Origin of the sequence: uncultured Algibacter sp. (genome assembly GCF_947487605.1) — a bacterium.
Taxonomy (GTDB): Bacteria; Bacteroidota; Bacteroidia; order Flavobacteriales; family Flavobacteriaceae; genus Algibacter_D.
Genome location: NZ_CANKXK010000006.1, coordinates 65,510 through 83,286, shown reverse-complemented (window position 1 = coordinate 83,286; position 17,777 = coordinate 65,510). Strand labels below are relative to the sequence as shown.

General features: G+C 32.5%; 18 protein-coding genes. All 18 read left to right on the top strand.

The genetic code is table 11. The features are described 5' to 3' along the window. Nucleotides 1-127: 127 nt before the first annotated feature. On the top strand, nucleotides 128-1,156 hold the full coding sequence (lpxD, locus tag Q0739_RS08515; protein WP_298238293.1) for a UDP-3-O-(3-hydroxymyristoyl)glucosamine N-acyltransferase: 1,029 nt from the start codon (nucleotides 128-130) through the stop codon (nucleotides 1,154-1,156). Further along, entirely contained in the window at nucleotides 1,143-2,549 is a 1,407-nt protein-coding gene (locus tag Q0739_RS08510) for a bifunctional UDP-3-O-[3-hydroxymyristoyl] N-acetylglucosamine deacetylase/3-hydroxyacyl-ACP dehydratase (protein ID WP_298238292.1), read from the top strand. The genes lpxD and Q0739_RS08510 overlap by 14 nt, the downstream gene beginning before the upstream one ends. 53 nt (nucleotides 2,550-2,602) lie before the next feature. Further along, nucleotides 2,603-3,388 carry an acyl-ACP--UDP-N-acetylglucosamine O-acyltransferase gene (lpxA, locus tag Q0739_RS08505; protein WP_298238291.1) on the top strand — a complete coding sequence of 262 codons (786 nt, stop codon included), beginning with the start codon at nucleotides 2,603-2,605 and terminating at the stop codon, nucleotides 3,386-3,388. Nucleotides 3,389-3,466: 78 nt separating this feature from the next. Further along, a complete protein-coding gene (gene efp / locus Q0739_RS08500) occupies nucleotides 3,467-4,033 on the top strand; it encodes an elongation factor P (protein ID WP_298238290.1) in 567 nt (188 codons plus the stop codon). A gap of 4 nt (nucleotides 4,034-4,037) precedes the next feature. Beyond that, on the top strand, nucleotides 4,038-4,976 hold the full coding sequence (locus Q0739_RS08495) for a UDP-3-O-(3-hydroxymyristoyl)glucosamine N-acyltransferase (RefSeq protein ID WP_298238289.1): 939 nt from the start codon (nucleotides 4,038-4,040) through the stop codon (nucleotides 4,974-4,976). Between the two features lie 66 nt (nucleotides 4,977-5,042). Further along, the gene (gene sucD, locus Q0739_RS08490; RefSeq protein WP_298238288.1) at nucleotides 5,043-5,915 is read left to right on the top strand and encodes a succinate--CoA ligase subunit alpha; all 873 of its coding nucleotides are present in this window, start codon (nucleotides 5,043-5,045) and stop codon (nucleotides 5,913-5,915) included. Nucleotides 5,916-6,034: 119 nt separating this feature from the next. Further along, a complete protein-coding gene (gene fabG, locus Q0739_RS08485; protein ID WP_298238287.1) occupies nucleotides 6,035-6,781 on the top strand; it encodes a 3-oxoacyl-[acyl-carrier-protein] reductase in 747 nt (248 codons plus the stop codon). A 57-nt stretch (nucleotides 6,782-6,838) separates the two neighbouring features. Further along, nucleotides 6,839-8,872 (top strand): VWA domain-containing protein, encoded by a 2,034-nt coding sequence (locus Q0739_RS08480; protein ID WP_298238286.1) that lies wholly within the window; start codon nucleotides 6,839-6,841, stop codon nucleotides 8,870-8,872. A 13-nt stretch (nucleotides 8,873-8,885) separates the two neighbouring features. Further along, nucleotides 8,886-9,701, top strand: a complete 816-nt coding sequence (locus Q0739_RS08475) for a prohibitin family protein (protein WP_298238285.1) — start codon at nucleotides 8,886-8,888, stop codon at nucleotides 9,699-9,701. A 310-nt stretch (nucleotides 9,702-10,011) separates the two neighbouring features. Next, nucleotides 10,012-10,869 carry an ATP phosphoribosyltransferase gene (hisG, locus tag Q0739_RS08470; protein ID WP_298238284.1) on the top strand — a complete coding sequence of 286 codons (858 nt, stop codon included), beginning with the start codon at nucleotides 10,012-10,014 and terminating at the stop codon, nucleotides 10,867-10,869. 62 nt (nucleotides 10,870-10,931) lie between these two features. Beyond that, nucleotides 10,932-12,218 carry a histidinol dehydrogenase gene (hisD, locus tag Q0739_RS08465; protein ID WP_298238283.1) on the top strand — a complete coding sequence of 429 codons (1,287 nt, stop codon included), beginning with the start codon at nucleotides 10,932-10,934 and terminating at the stop codon, nucleotides 12,216-12,218. A 54-nt stretch (nucleotides 12,219-12,272) separates the two neighbouring features. After that, on the top strand, nucleotides 12,273-13,313 hold the full coding sequence (gene hisC / locus Q0739_RS08460) for a histidinol-phosphate transaminase (RefSeq protein ID WP_298238282.1): 1,041 nt from the start codon (nucleotides 12,273-12,275) through the stop codon (nucleotides 13,311-13,313). Nucleotides 13,314-13,397: 84 nt separating this feature from the next. After that, nucleotides 13,398-14,534: a bifunctional histidinol-phosphatase/imidazoleglycerol-phosphate dehydratase HisB gene (gene hisB / locus Q0739_RS08455; RefSeq protein WP_298238281.1), complete on the top strand. Its 1,137-nt coding sequence runs from the start codon at nucleotides 13,398-13,400 to the stop codon at nucleotides 14,532-14,534. A gap of 54 nt (nucleotides 14,535-14,588) precedes the next feature. After that, a complete protein-coding gene (gene hisH / locus Q0739_RS08450; protein WP_298238280.1) occupies nucleotides 14,589-15,170 on the top strand; it encodes an imidazole glycerol phosphate synthase subunit HisH in 582 nt (193 codons plus the stop codon). Nucleotide 15,171: 1 nt separating this feature from the next. Then, nucleotides 15,172-15,906 (top strand): 1-(5-phosphoribosyl)-5-[(5-phosphoribosylamino)methylideneamino]imidazole-4-carboxamide isomerase, encoded by a 735-nt coding sequence (hisA, locus tag Q0739_RS08445; RefSeq protein WP_298238279.1) that lies wholly within the window; start codon nucleotides 15,172-15,174, stop codon nucleotides 15,904-15,906. Between the two features lie 39 nt (nucleotides 15,907-15,945). After that, nucleotides 15,946-16,296 carry a four helix bundle protein gene (locus Q0739_RS08440; protein WP_298238278.1) on the top strand — a complete coding sequence of 117 codons (351 nt, stop codon included), beginning with the start codon at nucleotides 15,946-15,948 and terminating at the stop codon, nucleotides 16,294-16,296. A 33-nt stretch (nucleotides 16,297-16,329) separates the two neighbouring features. Next, complete coding sequence (gene hisF, locus Q0739_RS08435; RefSeq protein ID WP_298238277.1) at nucleotides 16,330-17,085, top strand: imidazole glycerol phosphate synthase subunit HisF; 756 nt, start codon at nucleotides 16,330-16,332, stop codon at nucleotides 17,083-17,085. Between the two features lie 42 nt (nucleotides 17,086-17,127). After that, nucleotides 17,128-17,721, top strand: coding sequence for a bifunctional phosphoribosyl-AMP cyclohydrolase/phosphoribosyl-ATP diphosphatase HisIE (gene hisIE, locus Q0739_RS08430; protein ID WP_298238276.1), 594 nt, complete (start codon nucleotides 17,128-17,130; stop codon nucleotides 17,719-17,721). The last annotated feature ends 56 nt before the right edge of the window (nucleotides 17,722-17,777 follow it).

The window sequence follows — 17,777 nt, the reverse complement described above, 5'->3', positions numbered from 1 at the left end:
GAAACTAAATTTAAACTAATTAAACCTATTCACTCGAAATGAGTATAACTAAAACAACTTTGGTTAAGCTGCTTTTCAATGTGCTAATAGTATCAAGTTTGTCAACAAAATAGCTTTTTTTTAATAGATGAAATTTACAGCACTACAAATAGCAGAAATATTAGAAGGTGATGTCGTTGGGGATACTGAGATAGAGGTGTCCAAACTTTCAAAAATTGAAGAGGGTGAGGAAGGATCATTAACATTTCTTGCTAATCCTAAGTATACACCATATATATACACTACTCAAGCTTCAATAGCTATAGTAAATAAAACTTTTGAACCAGAAAATAATGTAGCTGTAACTCTTATAAAGGTTGAAGATGCTTATGCAGCATTTTCAAAGGTTTTAGAGTACTATAATTTAGTCAAACTAAATAAAAGTGGTATTGAACAACCTTCATTTATTTCAGAATCCTCAACTTATGGCGAGAATATTTATATTGGTGCTTTCTCATATATAGGAGATAATGTAGTTATAGGTAATAATGTTAAAATATTTCCAAATGTTTACATAGGTGATAATGTAAGTTTGGGCGATAATACAATCGTTTTTGCAGGTTCAAAAATTTATTCTGATTGCGTTATTGGAAATAATTGTGTAATTAATTCTGGGGCTATAATAGGAGCCGATGGTTTTGGTTTTACACCTAATGAGAAAGGGGAGTACTCAAAGGTTCCACAAACAGGAAACGTTATATTAGAAGATTTTGTAGATATTGGAGCGGCAACAACAATTGACAGAGCAACTTTAGGTTCAACAGTTATTCGTAGGGGTGTTAAATTGGATAATCAAATACAAATTGCTCATAACGTAGAAATAGGTAAAAATACTGTAATTGCAGCTCAAACTGGTATTGCAGGTTCAACTAAAATTGGCGAAAATTGTCAAATAGGAGGACAAGTAGGTATCGTTGGACACATTACAATTGGAAACAACGTAAAAATACAAGCTCAATCGGGAATAGGTAGAAACATAAAAGATAATGAAATCTTACAGGGATCTCCAGCGTTATCGTATGGAGATTATAATAAGTCTTACGTTCATTTTAAAAATCTACCTAAAATTATAAAGAACTTTAATGATTTAGAAAAAAAAGTAAATGGCAATAGTTAATACTGAAATTAAACAGAAAACAATTAAGAAAGAGGTTTCTTTAACTGGAGTTGGTTTGCATACAGGAAAGAATGTAACACTTACTTTTAAGCCTGGGGCAGCAAATTCAGGTTTAGCCTTTAAACGTGTTGATTTAGAAGGCTCGCCTGTAATAGAAGCCGATGCTAATTATGTTACCAATACTCAAAGAGGAACTTGCTTAGAAAAAAATGGTGTAACAATTCAAACATCAGAACACGTTTTAGCGGCACTTATTGGATTAGATATCGATAACGCAATCATTGAACTTAATGAATCTGAACCTCCAATTATGGATGGCTCTTCAAAGTTTTTTGTTGAAGCTATTGAAAAAGCAGGAGTAGAAGAGTTGGATGCATTTAGAGAAGAGTTTGTAGTTTCAGATATAGTTTCTTATGTAGACGAGGAAAGTGGCAGTGAAATTCTTGTGATGCCAGCTAAAGAATACCAAATTACTACGATGGTAGATTTTGGTACAAAAGTATTAGGAACACAGAACGCAACTTTAAATCAAGTTTCAGATTTTAAAAAGGATATTTCTAACGCGCGTACCTTTAGTTTTTTGCATGAAATAGAAATGCTTTTAGAGAATGGTTTAATAAAAGGAGGAGATTTAAATAATGCTATAGTTTATGTAGATAAGGCATTATCTCCAGAAACTATGGAAAGATTAAAAGTAGCATTTAAAAAAGATTCTATAGCAGTAAAGCCAAATGGTATTTTAGATAACCTTACTTTACATCACCCTAATGAAGCAGCAAGACACAAGTTGCTTGATGTACTTGGAGATTTAGCGTTAGTAAGAACTCGAATTCGAGGTAAAGTTATTGCTAATAAACCTGGTCATTTTGTAAACACACAATTTGCAAAGAAACTTTCTAAAATAATAAAAAACGAACGCCGAAATAATGTGCCAAATATAGATTTGAATCAGCAACCTTTAATGGATGTTAATCAAATTATGGCAATGCTACCACATAGACAACCATTTTTATTATTAGACAAGGTATTTGAGCTTACAGAAAGTCATGTTGTAGGAATGAAAAATGTAACTATGAACGAGGAGTTCTTCAAAGGTCATTTTCCAGGAGCGCCAGTAATGCCTGGAGTTTTAATAGTTGAAGCTATGGCACAGACAGGGGGAATTCTTGTGTTAAATACGGTTCCAGATCCTGAGAACTACTTAACCTTTTTCATGAAAATGGATAAGGTTAAATTTAAACAAAAAGTAGTCCCAGGAGACACTTTAATTTTTAAATGTTCTTTAATTACACCTATTAGAAGAGGGATTTGCCACATGCAAGGATATGCCTACGCAAACGGGAAGCTATGTGCAGAAGCAGAACTAATGGCTCAAATATCTAAAGTAAAATAGAATAAACTGAGCGAATACATTTTTACCTATTTTGTCAAAATAAAACTATATAAATGAATCAACCTTTAGCATACGTTCATCCAGGAGCAAAAATCGCAAAAAATGTTGTTATAGAACCGTTTACAACAATACATAACAATGTTAAAATTGGAGATGGTACATGGATAGGTAGTAATGTTACTATCATGGAAGGTGCAAGAATTGGTAAAAATTGTAATATTTTTCCTGGTTCGGTTATCTCTGCTGTACCTCAAGATTTAAAATATAATGATGAGGAAACTACTGTAGAAATAGGAAATAATGTTACTATTAGAGAGTGTGTAACCATTAATAGAGGTACTGCAGATAGAATGAAAACCGTTATAGGTGATAATTGTTTAATAATGGCATATTGCCATATAGCTCATGATTGTGTTGTTGGTAATAATTGTATTTTTTCTAACAATAGTACTTTAGCGGGTCATATTACTGTTGGAGATAATGTAGTATTAGCAGGCATGACTGCGGTGCATCAATTTGTTTCTATTGGAAATCACGCATTTGTAACTGGTGGTTCTTTAGTAAGAAAAGATGTTCCACCTTATGTTAAAGCCGCTCGTGAACCGTTATCATATGTAGGGATTAATTCAGTAGGTTTGAGAAGACGTGGGTTTTCAACTGAAAAAATTAGGGAAGTTCAAAATATATATAGAATTCTATATCAAAAGAATTATAACAATACACAAGCTTCAGAAATAATTGAAGCTGAAATGGAAGCTACACCCGAGCGCGATGAAATTCTTCAATTTATAAAGAATTCTCATCGTGGAATTATGAAGGGTTATTTCAAATCAAATTAAAGTTTATTTAAAAGGAATAATAGAAAATATTATAGCTAGTAACTCAACAAAAAACGAATAAAAACTCAAAATTTAAGAATGGCAAGTACAAGTGATATTAGAAACGGATTATGCATAAAATATAATCATGATATTTTTAAAATAATTGAATTTTTGCATGTAAAACCAGGTAAAGGACCTGCTTTTGTAAGAACTAAATTAAAGAGTGTTACCACTGGAAAGGTTATTGATAATACATTTTCTGCTGGTCATAAAATTGATGATGTTCGAGTAGAAACACACAAATTTCAATACTTGTATAACGACGGTGAGTTTTATCATTTCATGAATGAAGCAGATTATACTCAAATTCGATTATTAGAAGCAGCTCTAGACAGACCAGACTTAATGAAAGAAGGCGAGGTTGTAACGGTTTTAATTAATACGGAAGATAATTTACCTCTATCTGTTGAAATGCCTGCTAGTGTTATTTTAGAAGTCACACATACAGAGCCTGGGGTAAAAGGTAATACAGCAACAAATGCAACAAAGCCAGCAACTGTTGAAACTGGAGCCGAGGTCAATGTCCCATTATTTATTAATGAGGGTGACAAAATAAAAATTGAAACAGAAAAGGGAACATACAAAGAACGTATTAAAGAATAACTTTTTGAAGTTCCCTAAACCACATACTTTAAAGCAAATAGCAGAATTAATTGATTCTAATTTTGTAGGCGATGATAATTTTCAAGTCTTAGGCATGAATGAAATTCATGTTGTAGAACCAGGAGATATTGTATTTGTCGATCATCCAAAATATTATGATAAAGCACTTAATTCTGCAGCAACAATTGTTCTTATTAATAAGGAAGTTGAATGCCCTGAGGGAAAGGCTTTATTAGTAAGTGACGACCCATTTAGAGATTTTAATAAACTAACAGATTATTTTAAACCATTTAAAGCTTCAAACACTAGTATTGCAGATTCTGCAATCATTGGAAAAAACACAATTATTCAACCCAACTGCTTTATAGGTCATAATGTTGTAATTGGTGATAATTGCATTATTCATTCTAACGTAAGTATTTATGATGATGCAGTTATAGGAAATAATGTTACAATTCATTCTGGAACTGTTTTAGGTGCAAATGCGTTTTATTATAAAAATAGACCAGAAGGTTACGATAGATTAAAGTCTTGTGGACGTGTAGTAATAAAAGACAATGTAGATATAGGAGCAGGTTGTACTATAGATAGAGGTGTTACTGGAGATACCATTATTGGAGAAGGAACCAAGTTAGACAATCAAATTCAAATTGGTCACGATACGGTTATTGGGAAGAAATGTTTAATAGCCTCATTAGCTGGTATAGCGGGGTGTGTGGTTATTGAAGATGAAGTAACTATCTGGGGGCAAGTTGGCTGTACCAGTGGGATTACTATTGGCAAAAAGGCAGTAGTTCATGCTCAAACAGGTATTAGTAAATCCTTAGAAGGAGGTAAAACCTATTGGGGTGTCCCAGCGCAAGAGGCACGTCTTGTTTTAAAAGAAATGGCTTCAATTAAAAGGATACCAGAGATTTTATCGACGATAAAAAAAATAAAATAATTTAGACTTAATTCTAGCTTCAAAAAAGTATTTTTGCATAGCTTTTCAAAAATTAAAAAATAAAAAATGAGTGTTTTAGTAAATAAAGATTCAAAAATTATAGTTCAGGGGTTTACTGGGAGTGAAGGAACATTTCACGCAAGCCAAATGATAGAATATGGTACCAATGTTGTAGGTGGTGTAACGCCAGGTAAAGGAGGTCAAACACATTTAGATAAGCCAGTATTTAATACGGTTTTAGAAGCGGTTAACGAGGTTGGTGCAGATACTACTATTATTTTTGTGCCACCTGCTTTTGCTGCTGATGCCATAATGGAAGCTGCCGATGCTGGTATTAAAGTAATAATTACTATAACTGAAGGCATTCCTGTTGCAGATATGATAACAGCGTCAAGTTATATAAAAAATAAAGATTGTAGATTAATAGGTCCTAATTGCCCAGGTGTTATTACACCAGGTGAAGCGAAGGTTGGTATTATGCCAGGTTTTGTTTTTAAACAAGGAAAAGTAGGTATTGTTTCTAAATCTGGAACTTTAACTTATGAAGCCGCAGATCAAGTTGTAAAGCAAGGATTGGGAATCACTACTGCAATTGGTATTGGTGGAGACCCTATAATTGGAACAACAACAAAAGAAGCTGTTGAGTTATTAATTAATGATCCTGAAACCGAAGCTGTTATAATGATTGGCGAAATTGGTGGTCAATTGGAAGCTGATGCTGCTAATTGGTATAAATCAAGTGGAAGTAAAAAACCAGTGGTTGGATTTATTGCTGGAGAAACTGCTCCTGCTGGACGAACTATGGGGCACGCTGGTGCAATAGTTGGTGGTAGTGATGATACTGCGCAAGCCAAAAAGAAAATTATGAGTGCTTGTGGTATTCATGTTGTTGATTCTCCTGCTGAAATTGGAAAAAAAATAGCTGAAGTTTTAGCTTAAAAAATAAAAAATCAATTTTCAAAACCTCACAAAATCTTGTGAGGTTTTTTTATTTCAAACAATTTGTATTTGTTATATTTGAATACACGAGAAAAAATTACAATTAAGCAAACTTATTTATGAAATTACTAGAAGGAAAAACAGCCATTGTTACTGGAGCAAGTCGAGGTATAGGAAAAGGAATAGCACAAGTTTTTGCTAAACAAGGTGCTAATGTTGCATTTACATATAGTTCTTCTGTTGATGCGGCAAATGAACTAGAAAAAGAGTTAAATGCATTAGGTATTAAAGCGAAAGGTTATAAAAGTAATGCAGCTAGTTTTGAGGAAGCACAGAAATTAGCAGAAGATGTCGTGTTAGAATTTGGAAGTATTGATATTTTAGTAAACAACGCAGGAATTACAAAAGATAATCTCTTAATGCGTATTTCTGAAGAGGATTTTGATACGGTTATTGAAGTAAACCTAAAGTCCGTTTTTAATATGACTAAGGCAGTTCAAAGAACGATGTTGAAACAACGTAAAGGCTCTATTATTAATATGAGTTCTGTTGTTGGTGTAAAAGGGAATGCGGGACAAACCAATTATGCGGCATCAAAAGCTGGTATTATTGGGTTTTCAAAATCTGTAGCTTTAGAGTTAGGCTCTAGAAATATTAGAAGTAATGTTGTTGCTCCTGGTTTTATTGAAACAGAAATGACAGCTAAGTTAGATGAAGAAGTTGTAAAAGGATGGCGAGCAGGAATCCCTTTAAAAAGAGGTGGAACTCCAGAAGATATCGCTAATGTTTGTGTATTCTTAGCAAGCGATATGAGCGCCTATGTTACAGGTCAAACGTTAAATGTAGACGGCGGAATGCTTACTTAAACTTATTTGTTATTTCCTCGTAAGAGGGAATCTCATCAAAATATATCGAATCTTTTAATGAGTTCAGAAACTCTATTATACATCATATTTGCTGGAATATTAGCGCTATTTATAGCGCTTTTTCAGTATAAATATAAAGCAAAAAACAAATCAAGATTCATATTAATAGCTACGCTTCTTCGGTTTATTACCATCTTTTCTATATTGTTATTGTTTATAAATCCAAAATTTAAAAGCCAACAAATAGTCACTGAAAAGCCAAATTTAATACTTGCTATAGATAATTCGAGCTCAATAAAGCATTTGAATTATGATAACAAAGTTAGAAGCTTTGTAGAATTTCTAAAAAGCAATCAATCCATCAAAGAGAAATTTAACCTTGAGACATATGCGTTCGGGAGTGATATTACATTATCAGATTCGATTGGGTTTACCGAAAATCAAACAAATATTAACCAAGTATTTAATCAGTTACACCAAATTTATACGGAAACTATTTCTCCAACAGTAATAATAACAGATGGAAACCAAACATATGGTTCAGATTATGAATTTATAACCAAAGAATTTGAACAACCAATTTATCCTATTATTGTTGGTGATACGATTAGATATACAGATTTAAAAATCACTCAATTAAACGTTAATAAATATGCCTATTTAAAGAATAGTTTTCCCGTTGAAACTATATTAACATATAACGGCAATAAAAGTATTGATACCAGATTTGTAGTGACTTCAGGTACTAAAACGGTTTATTCTGAAACTGTTAGGTTTACAAAAGAGAATAATTCTAAAGTTATAAATTTTACGATACCTTCTACAAGAGTAGGTGTTAATTCTTATAAAGCGCAAGTTGTTCCTTTAAAAAACGAAAAAAACATTGTAAATAATTCGAAGAATTTTGCTGTAGAAGTTATAGACCAAAAGACAAATATAGCTATCGTAAGCGATTTTTCTCATCCCGATTTAGGTGCTCTTAAAAAGAGTATAGAAAGCAATGAACAACGCACAGTTAAGTTTTTAAGATCCAATGAAATTACTAATCAAATAAATGATTTTCAATTAATTGTGGTTTATCAACCTAATAATAGGTTTAAAAATTTGGTTGATAAGTTAAAAAGTGAAAACAAAAATAGTTTTATAATAGTAGGCCCTAAGGCAGATTTAAACTTTGTAAATAACAATTATGAAAATTTCAATCATGAAGTTACTTATCAAGTAGAAGATTATCAAGCAAATTTGAATGTTAATTACGCGCCTTTTTATATTGGTGACATGAGTTTCGAAGACTTTCCTCCTTTAAAATCTAACTACGGATCCATATCTTTTTCATTACCTACTCAAACCATTTTATTTAAATCTCTAAATAGTATTAAGCTTGAAGAACCTTTATTATCAACTTACGAAACTGGTGGTAGAAGAGAAGCGATATTGTTTGGAGAGAACATTTGGCAATGGCGGGCTCAAAGTTTTATTAATAATCAATCTTTTAACGAATTTGATAATTTTATAGGTAAGTTAGTTCAATATTTAGCATCTAAAAAAAGAAGAAGTCGATTAGATGTTGATTACGAGTCGTTTTATAATTCGAGCAGTAGCATCATTATTAAAGGTCAGTTCTTTGATAAGAATTATGTTTTTGATGCAAGACAAAATCTAAAAATGGTAGTTACAGATTTAAATTCTAACGAAAAGAAGACCTTTCCTTTTATTTTAAAAAACAGTAATTACCAAGTAGATTTAAGCAGTTTACCAGCATCCAATTATAGTTTTGCGGTGTCTGTTGCTAGTGAAAATATATCCAAGGTTGGAAATTTTGAAATATTGGAATATAACGTAGAACAACAATTTATGAATGCCAATGTAACAAAGTTACAGCATTTGGCTACTAACAGTTCTGGTACAAGTCATTTCATTAATAATGCTGAAAGAATTATTGATGAATTATTAAATGATAATCGCTTCATTCCAATCCAAAAAAGCGTCAAAAAAACCATACCTTTGATAGATTGGAAATACCTCCTAGCCATTATAGCAATTAGCTTAGGTTTAGAATGGTTTCTAAGAAAATATAACGGATTAATTTAAACTAAAATAAATAATGGAAAAATTGCCAAAAGTAGCATTGCCTTTTATAATAGGGGCAATTATATTAGTAGTAGTATTAGCAAAATCAGCAGTAACTATAGATTCTGGTGAAGCTGGAGTACTTTTTAAAACCTTTGGAGATGGTGTTGTTGTTGATGAACCACCAATGGGAGAAGGGTTTCATGTTGTTGCACCTTGGAATAAGGTATATATTTATGAAGTACGTCAGCAAGAGCTTTTCGAAAAAATGAAAGTGTTGTCTTCAAACGGATTAGAAATTCAAATTGATGCTTCTGCATGGTATGAGCCTGTTTATGATGAATTGGGGAATTTACACCAGTCTTTAGGTCAAAACTATTTGCAACGCGTTATACAGCCAGCTATTCGAAGTGCTGCAAGAAGTGTTATTGGGCGTTATACGCCAGATGACTTGTATTCAACTAAACGTGATGCCATTCAAGTTGAAATTTTTCAAGAAACCAAGAAAATACTTGATAAACAATTTGTTCAATTAAATGAGGTGCTAGTAAGAGATGTCACTTTACCTCCAACAATTAAAGAAGCTATTGAGCGTAAATTAAAGCAAGAGCAAGAATCATTGGAATATGAGTTTAGACTTGAAAGTGCAAGAAAAGAAGCTGAGAAAGTAATTATTGAAGCAAAAGGTAAAGCAGAATCAAATAGAATTCTAAGCGCATCATTAACAGATAAAATCCTTCAGGATAAAGGAATTGAAGCAACTGTTAAACTTTCAGAATCATCAAACAGTAAAGTTATTGTTATTGGGTCTGGAGATAGTGGTATGCCAATTATTCTTGGAAATCAATAAAATAATTGAGCATTTAATACATTCTTTAGAAATTATTAATTTTTTTATAGATAAATATTAATAATATTGAATTGTTTCAAGAATTGTATTTATAATTTGGATTTAATCATATAAATTATAGATATTTGCACTGTTAATAAAAAAACATGACTTTTATTCAATTACATCATCATTTTCATATTTGCTCTCAAGCGAAGTGAAAATGTATTGAGTAAAATCAACATATATTTTTAAACCCGTTTGAGACAATCAAGCGGGTTTTTCATTTCTAAAATCAACTAGATTGTTTCAAACTCATAACAAAAAGAAAATGAGTAAACTAAGAATTGCAGTACAGAAATCGGGTCGTTTAAACGAAGACTCGATGAGATTATTAAAAGACATTGGTATTTCTATTGATAATGGAAAAGATCAATTAAAAGCTTCAGCTAAAGGATTTCCTGTTGAAGTATTTTATCTGAGAAATGGTGATATTCCTCAATATTTAAAAGATGGCGTAGTGGACGCTGCTATTATTGGAGAGAATGTCTTAATTGAAAAAGGAGAAGGAATCAACATTGTAGAGAAACTAGGGTTTTCTTCATGTCGTGTTTGTATTGCTGTTCCAAAAGATCAAAAATATGACACCATCAAAGATTTAGAAGGCAAACGCATTGCTACCTCTTATCCAAATACCGTTCAATTATTTCTAGATAAAAACAATGTAAATGCCAATCTTCATATTATTAATGGTTCTGTTGAAATAGCACCAAATATTGGATTAGCTGATGCTATTTGCGATATCGTTTCTAGTGGCAGCACCTTGTTTAAAAACAATTTAAAGGAGGTAGATACCATTTTAAAGTCAGAAGCCGTTTTAGCGGTATCTCCAAAATTAAACAACGAAAGGCTGGCGATTTTAGAAACCATTCAATTTAGAATCCAATCGGTTTTAAAAGGACGAAACTCCAAGTATGTTTTACTTAACGCTCCAAATGATAAGGTACAAGATATTATTGATATTTTGCCAGGAATGAAAAGCCCAACAGTTTTACCATTAGCTGAGGCAGGTTGGAGTTCAATTCACTCTGTAATAAGCAAAAATCAGTTTTGGGATGTTATAGACGATTTGAAAGCTAAAGGCGCTCAAGGTATTTTAGTTTGTCCAATAGAAAAAATGGTGCTTTAGCATATTTTGTTATTTGCGCGAAAGCGAAAACCTCATGATTTTAACTCAAAGTTAAATTAAGAATGCAAACAATTAATAATCCGAAGAAAAGTGAATGGACGTCTATTTTAAAACGCCCTACACAAACGGTTGATGATATTGAAGGTACAGTCAATGAAATATTTATTGATGTGTCAAAAAATGGTGATGAAGCGATTAAAAGATATACAAGTAAGTTTGATGGTATTTCTTTAGAGTCAAACGTTGTTACTTCTGAAGAAATTGAAAAAGCAATTCAACAGGTTCCTGAGAAGCTTCAAAATGCTATCAAGCAAGCAAAACAGAATATTGAAATATTTCATGCAGCTCAAAAAACTTCTAAAATCAATATTGAAACAACAAACGGTGTGCAGTGTTGGCAAGAAAAAAGACCAATTCAAAAAGTGGGTCTATACATTCCAGGAGGAACTGCACCTTTATTTTCAACAGTTTTAATGTTGGCAGTACCAGCTCAAATAGCTGGTTGTAAAGAAATTGTTTTGTGTTCACCACCAAATAAAGACGGGCAATTAGCATCAGAAATTTTATTTGCAGCAAAATTGTGTGGTGTTACAAAAATTATAAAAGTAGGAGGTATTCAAGCCATTGCAGGATTAACCTTTGGTACAGAAAGTATTCCAAAAGTGTATAAAATTTTCGGTCCAGGAAATCAATTTGTTACTGTTGCAAAACAGCTTTCAACAAAGTATGGTGTTGCTATTGACATGCCTGCAGGCCCAAGTGAATTATTAGTAGTGGCAGACGACACCGCCAATGCAGCTTATATTGCTTCAGATTTATTGAGTCAAGCAGAACACGGTATAGATAGTCAAGTGATTTTGGTTTCAACATCAAAACGATTGATTGATGACGTTTCAGGTGAAGTTTCAAAGCAATTGGAGGTACTTCCGCGTAAAGCAATTGCAGAACAAGCAATTTCCAATTCAAAGTTGATATATATTGAAAATGATACTATCGCTTTAGAGATGATTGATGAATATGGTCCTGAACACTTTATCATCTGTTCTAAAAATGAAGATTTGTATGTTAATGGTATTAGTAATGCAGGTTCAGTATTTATTGGTGATTACACACCTGAAAGTGCTGGAGATTATGCTTCAGGTACTAATCATACTTTGCCAACTAATGGGTTTTCAAAAGCGTATTCTGGAGTAAATTTGGATAGCTTTACAAAAAGTATGACGTTTCAAAAAATATCTAAAGAAGGCTTACTTAATATAGGAGAAACTATAGAGTTAATGGCGGAAGCTGAAGGTTTGCAAGCTCACAAAAATGCTGTGAGTATTCGATTAAAAGATTTGAAAAAATAATTAAATACAAGATATGTTAGGTTTCAAAAACCTGACAGGTCTGAAACATATAAAATGAACATTCAAGATTTAATAAGACCAACAGTAAAGGCACTAAAACCGTATTCATCGGCAAGAGATGAATATCAAGGCAATAGTGATGCTATGGTGTTTTTGGATGCGAATGAGAATCCGTTCGAGAACGGTGTAAATCGTTATCCAGATCCGCAACAGCGTACGGTAAAGTCTTTGCTTTCCAATATAAAAGGGATTCCACAACAGAATATGCTTTTAGGAAATGGAAGCGATGAAGTTTTAGATTTAATTTACAGGGCGTTTTGTGAACCTAATCAAGATAATATTATCACCTTGCCACCAACGTATGGAATGTATAGTGTTTTGGCTAATATTAATGCGATTAAAATTAAAAGTGTTCAGCTAGATAAAAATTTTCAACCAAAAGTTGATGAAATATTAGATATAGCCGATTCAAATTCAAAGTTATTGTTTTTATGTTCGCCTAATAACCCAACAGGAAATAGTTTTGAAGCTAAATCTATTGAAAAATTGATTAACAATTTTAAAGGTATTGTGGTTATTGACGAAGCTTATATTGATTTTTCAAATGAAGAAAGTTGGGCTAGCAAATTGAATCTATTTCCTAATTTAATTGTCACACAAACCTTATCAAAAGCTTATGGAATGGCAGGTATTAGACTAGGTATTTGTTTTGCTTCCGAGGCGATTATTTCAGTTTTAAATCGAATTAAACCGCCTTATAATGTGAATGAGCTAACACAGCAAAAAGCAATATCACAGTTAGAGCAGCAATATGAAATAACAAAACAACAAGTTACAGATATATTAAAAGAACGCGATGCGTTAGTAACAAAATTGAAATCTGTTGATTTTATTTCTAAAATATACCCGTCAGATGCTAATTTTGTGTTGGCTAAAGTTGATGATGCTACAAAACGTTACAATCAGTTGATTGAAAAAGGTATAGTCATTAGAAATAGAACCACACAACCTGGATGTGAAAATTGTTTGCGTTTTACGGTTGGAACATCAAAAGAAAACGATGTATTAATTAAATCGTTAAAAGAGTTAGAGTAATTTTGTCATTCCGTACTTAATGCGGAATCCACAATGGAGTAAATAATTTAAATAAATTCTTGCCTTTGCAGGAATGATAATAAAATGAAAAAAGTATTATTCATAGACAGAGACGGAACATTAGTATTAGAACCCCCTGTTGATTATCAATTAGATAGTTTAGAGAAGTTAGAATATTATCCAAAAGTGTTTCAATACATGGCTAAAATAGCCAAGGAGTTGGATTATGAACTTGTTATGGTTACTAATCAAGATGGTTTAGGAACCGATAGTTTCCCAGAAGACACGTTTTGGCCAGCTCAAAATAAAATTATTGATGCATTTGCTAAAGAAGGCGTGGTGTTTTCTGCAATTCATATTGATAAAACATTTCCTCATGAAAATGCGGATACACGCAAACCAAGAACAGGCTTATTAACTCAATATTTTTCTAAGGACTACGATTTAGCAAATTCGTTTGTTTTAGGTGATAGAATTACCGATATGGAATTGGCTAAAAATCTTGGTGCAAAAGGTATTTATTTGTCTGAAGATCCAGAATTAGGAGCTGATGAAATTGAAACCTCAAAACAGGATATTTTAAATTCTATTGCTTTAACAAGTACAGATTGGGCAGAAATATACGAGTTTTTAAAGCTTAAAGATAGAGTTGAAGAAATTACACGTAATACCAATGAAACTCAAATCTATATAAAATTAAATTTAGATGGTTCAGGTAAAAACAGCATTGATACAGGTTTATCTTTTTTCGATCATATGCTAGATCAAATTGGGCGTCACGGTGCCATGGATTTAACCATAAAAGTTGCTGGTGATTTAGAAGTTGATGAACACCATACTATAGAGGATACCATGATTGCCTTAGGAGAATTATTCAACAAAGCCTTAGGAAATAAATTGGGTATTGAGCGCTATGGTTTCTGTTTACCTATGGATGATTGTTTAGCGCAAGTAGCAGTTGACTTTGGCGGAAGAAATTGGTTAGAGTGGGATGCCGAATTTAAACGTGAAAAGATAGGGGATATGCCTACTGAAATGTTTTTCCACTTATTCAAATCGTTTACCGATGGCGCAAAATGTAATTTGAACATAAAAGCAGAAGGCACAAACGAACATCATAAAATTGAGGGTATTTTTAAAGCTTTCGCTAAAGCAATGAAAATGGCTGTAAAACGTGATGCTAACAAGATGTTTTTACCAAGTACAAAAGGAATGCTTTAAATTGATTTGTCACTTCGAGTAATTTCGAAGGATGAGAAATTGTATCGAGAAGAAATGAAATTAGTAATAATAAATTACGGAGCTGGAAATATAAAAAGCATTCAGTTTGCTTTTAATCGTTTAGGGTATAATGCGATTTTATCAAATGATGCAGAAGAAATAAAATCAGCAGATAAAATTATATTCCCAGGTGTGGGAGAAGCAAGTTCAGCAATGAAAATGCTTAAAGAAAGTGGATTAGACAAATTGATTCCAACACTTAAACAACCCGTTTTAGGGATTTGTTTGGGTATGCAACTCATGTGTTTACATACCGAAGAAGGCGATACTGAAGGTTTAGGCATTTTTCAAACCAAAGTAAAACGCTTTTCAGATAATGTGAAAGTACCACAAATGGGATGGAATGTTATTAAAGAATTAAAATCTGATTTATTTAAAGGAGTCAAAGAAAACGAATACATGTATTTAGTACATAGTTATTATGCTGAGCATTGTAATGAAACCATTGCAACCACAGATTATGAGATTAATTATGCATCTGCATTACAACATGAAAATTTTTATGGTACGCAGTTTCATCCTGAAAAGAGTAGTGTTTCAGGAGCAAAAATATTACAGAATTTTTTAGAATTATAATATGAGAATAATACCAGCCATAGACATCATAGACGGAAAGTGCGTTCGCTTAACCAAAGGGGATTACGATACTAAAAAAGTATATAACGAAAACCCACTTGAAGTTGCAAAAATGTTTGAAGCTTCAGGGATAGAATATTTGCATTTAGTAGATTTAGATGGCGCTAAGGCCAAACATATTGTAAACTATAAAGTTCTAGAGCAAATTGCTTCAAAAACAAAATTGAAAATTGATTTTGGAGGCGGTTTAAAAACCAATGAAGATTTGCATATTGCTTTCAATTCTGGCGCACGCCAAATTACAGGCGGAAGCATTGCAGTTAAGGATCCAAAAACTTTTGAAGGTTGGATTAACAAATATGGTGGTAACAAAATTATTTTGGGTGCTGATAGTGATGCTGGAAAAGTTTCTATTAGCGGCTGGATGGAACAAAGTAAAGAAGATGTAATACCGTTTATAAAAGGATATCAAAAAAAAGGGATTCAGTATGTGATTTGTACTGATATTTCAAAAGATGGTATGCTTGAAGGCCCTTCGTTCGATTTGTATAAAGAAATTATTGGAGAGTGCTCTAATAGTAGTAGTGGGCAATCTATAAAATTAATTGCTTCTGGTGGGATTTCTCATATTGATGAATTACCAAGGTTAATTGAATTAGGTTGTGAAGGTGTTATTATTGGTAAAGCGATTTACGAAGATAGAATTAGTCTTCAACAATTAGAAAAATTTGTATAGCCTATAATAGTAGTTAGATTTTAGTAATAAGTATTTAGAATGAATAAGTTTGAAGATTTACATATTTGGAAAAAATCTATGCGTTTAGTAGAGCAAGTTTATTTGTTATCTAATGAGCTGCCAAACGAAGAACGTTTTGGATTAATTTCTCAAATAAAAAGTTGTAGTATTTATATACCTTCAAACATAACAGAAGGTGCTGGGAGAAACTCCAAAAAGAAATTTATTCATTTTTTATCTATAGCGAATGGCTCAACATCAGAGCTTAAAACACAACTATTATTGTCTTTAAAATTAAATTTCATTTCTAAAGACAAAATAGAACCTTTAATTAATCTGTGTAATGAAATTCAAAAGATGAATAGATCATCACAAAACAAACTAAACTAATTTCTAGAAACTAAAGACTAAAGACTCATAAAAATGCTAACAAAAAGAATCATACCCTGTTTAGACATTAAAAATGGACGCACCGTAAAAGGCGTTAATTTTGTGGATTTACGCGATGCAGGAGACCCTGTTGAATTAGCAAAACAATATGCAGATTGTGGAGCAGACGAACTCGTTTTTCTAGATATCTCTGCAACATTAGAAAATAGAGGAACTACTCTGGATATGGTTTTACATGTGGCAGAACAAGTCAACATTCCATTTACAGTAGGTGGTGGTATTTCCAGTGTAGAGCATGTTGACGCTTTACTACAATGTGGAGCAGATAAAGTATCGATTAACTCATCGGCAGTAAAGCGCCCTGAATTGGTAAATGAATTAGCAGATAAATTTGGGAGTCAATGTGTAGTGGTTGCTATTGATGCAAAACAGGTGGATGGACAATGGAAAGTACATTTAGCCGGAGGAAGCATTCCAACGGAAATTGATTTATTTGAATGGGCAAAAGAAGTTGAAGAACGTGGTGCTGGTGAAATTTTGTTCACATCGATGAATCATGATGGTACTAAAAACGGGTTTGCAAACAAAGCTTTAGCTAAACTTTCTGAGGAGTTAAATATCCCGATTATAGCATCTGGAGGCGCAGGTAATGTTCAACATTTCATAGATACCTTTACAGAAGGAAAATCTGATGCAGCATTAGCAGCAAGTGTATTTCATTTCGGTGAAATTCCTATTCCAGATTTGAAAAAAGAATTAAAAAAGAATAATATAGAAGTACGGCTTTAGTCGTCATGCTGAACTTGTTTCAGCATCACATAAAATTGAGTTATGAAAATTAAATACGATTCAAACGGTCTAGTCCCCGCCATTATTCAAGACGCTACAACAAAAAATGTTTTGATGTTAGGGTATATGAATGAAGCAGCTTATCAAAAAACAATAGACACGAAACAAGTGACTTTTTTCAGTAGAAGCAAACAGCGTTTATGGACTAAAGGTGAAGAAAGCGGAAACTTTTTAAACCTTGTTGATATTAAAAATGATTGTGATAACGATTCATTATTAATTCAAGTGAATCCAGTTGGCCCTACCTGTCATACAGGAACAGATACCTGTTGGAAAGAAGAAAATAAATCGTCTTATGGGTTCTTTTCAACTTTAGAAGCTGTGATTTCAGAACGCGTTGCAAACAAAGACACTAAAAAATCTTATGTGGCAAGTTTGTTTTCAAAAGGCATCAATAAAGTAGCGCAAAAAGTAGGCGAGGAGGCTGTTGAAACCGTTATTGAAGCCATGGATAATAATGATGAGTTATTTTTATATGAGTCGGCTGATTTATTATTTCACTACTTAATGCTACTACAAGCAAAAGGCTTTACTTTAAAAGATATTGAAGAAGAATTAAAAGGGAGACATAAATAAAACGTAGCGGTTACTATTAAAAGTAAGTTTTTAGTTTTAATGTCACATTAAGCGTA